The sequence below is a fragment of the Priestia sp. BR_2 genome, from assembly GCF_041954005.1.
GTDB classification, from domain to species: domain Bacteria; phylum Bacillota; class Bacilli; order Paenibacillales; family Paenibacillaceae; genus Paenibacillus_AQ; species Paenibacillus_AQ lautus_A.
On record NZ_JAVFHM010000300.1, the window covers coordinates 1 to 2,033 of the forward strand.

Sequence of the window (2,033 nt, forward strand, 5' to 3'; positions counted from 1 at the left end):
TAGAAAAGGAAATTTTAATGTAGCAATTAAACCGCAGGCAGCCAAGACAAGAATTAGTATTATTATTAAAAGTCCAAAAGGTAAATATAGTCCGTATCGTATTCTAACGGTAGGCTAATAAAAAAGCCGGAACATGTGAAACTTCACATGTTCCGGCTTTTCTTTATTCTGCTTTATAAGCAACAGAAGTTTTAGCGCTTTCTACTTTACCTGTGCTAATTCTAGAAATCAGTACATTTCCTTTTCCTGTACCAAGCTGTTTAATAGAGATCTTGGTGTAGTTAGATGCAACAGGTTTAGAAGTCGTAATCAGACTTCCTTTTGAATTATAAACTTTGATAATATCATTTTTGCTTAAAGACTTTACTGTAATTAAATCGTTTTTGTTTTTGTTATTTTCAACCGTTATTTGTTTGGCTGCCACAGAAGGAGATGGAACAGGCTCTGCTGCATAAGGAACAGAGACAGGGTCACTTTCTAAAACGCCTGATGTTGTGCGTGATACAAGGACGTTTCCTTTAGCTGTGCCTAATTGTTTAATTGCTACTTTCGTATAGTTAGAGGTAACAGGTTTAGATGTAGCTAATAAAGCGCCTTTAGTATTATAAACTTTAATCACATCGCCTTTAGCTAATGACTTCACCGTTACAACGTCGTTTTGGTTGTAGTTGTTAGCAACAGATACACGAGAAGCGGATAGTTTAGCTGAAACCGGTAGCTTTTGGAATACTGCGTTGCCTAACACAACGTTATGATATCCTTTTGCTCCTTTCTTTTGCTTAACTAAGATTTTAAATTCCTGAGTTTTTGAAGGGATTTGCACACCTACATTTACAATACCTGTTGATCTTGTTAGAGCCTGTGAATAAAGCACTCTATTATCTGCTAAAAGCTGAATGGTGGATGACCCATAGTCGCCTTGAAGGTATGCAGAATCCAACGCTAATTTTGCTTTAAAGTAGTTTACTCCAGCATCTGAAAGATTGTAAGTAGTGTAAGCACTACCGTAATAATCACTTTCAAAAATTAATCCCGAAGTTCCTAACGTTCCGTTTGAGAATCGAATGATTCCTCCAAACCGTGATAAATTTGTTTCCCATGCTCTGTTACTATCATTAGCACCAATTGTAGATGGCAAAGCTGTATATGGAACCGATTTGTAAGATGAACCCACTTTTGATACCACAGGCTGACTAAATGTTACTGCTTGCGTTCCTTTAGCACCATTAATTTGATTCACTAGAAGAGTTAAATGGTGTGTACCTTTGGGAATAGACACTTTCACTTTTTGAATCGATGTTTTAGACGTAAATTCTTTTTCGTAAAGAAGATAATCATCTGCATAAATACCTACCACAGACTTACCCCAATCACCATTTACGTATCTTGCATCAAGAGAAATAGATGTTTCTAAAGTATTGTAGCCGTTACCTTCAATAGAGAATGTTGAATAGCTTAACCCTCCCGTATTGTAGGATGTGTCTAAAGAAAATCCATTCGTAATGAGGTTACCATTAATATCTTGTAAATCATTGTAAGAATCTGTACTGTGATAACGTTCGGAGCTAGAATCCCCTATGGTTACAAGAGAACTATATGAAGAGTAAGGAACACTTAAATAAGAACCGCCTTTAATAAATTGGCCGTCTTGTACAACAATAAAATGTTGCCCTTTACTTCCACTTTTTTCTTTGACGACAATTGAAAAATCTTTTATATTTTTAGGTAACTTCACATTTACGCTTACGACACCGCTACTTTTAGCCAAAGGCTTTTCGTATAGTAAACGATCATCTGCATAAAAACCAACTACAGATTTACCATAATCACCGTTTACATATCGAGAATCAAGAGTGACTTTCCCTTGGAAAGAAGAGTAGCCTTTTCCAGCGACATTATAGGTTGCATAAGCAGAATCATCATGAAGGCCTACTCCATCATTTACTGTTTTGCCATGCACATCAGTAAATTTCTCATCATTCCAGTAAGACGTATAAAAACTGTCATCCGAATCTGGAGATAACGAACTTAAA

General features: G+C 36.1%; 1 protein-coding gene. It reads right to left on the reverse strand.

From position 1 onward, the window contains the following. Positions 1–163: 163 nt before the first annotated feature. Positions 164–2,033 (reverse strand): NPCBM/NEW2 domain-containing protein (locus RB298_RS25595; protein ID WP_486049153.1); only part of this gene is annotated, 1,870 nt, incomplete at its 5' end.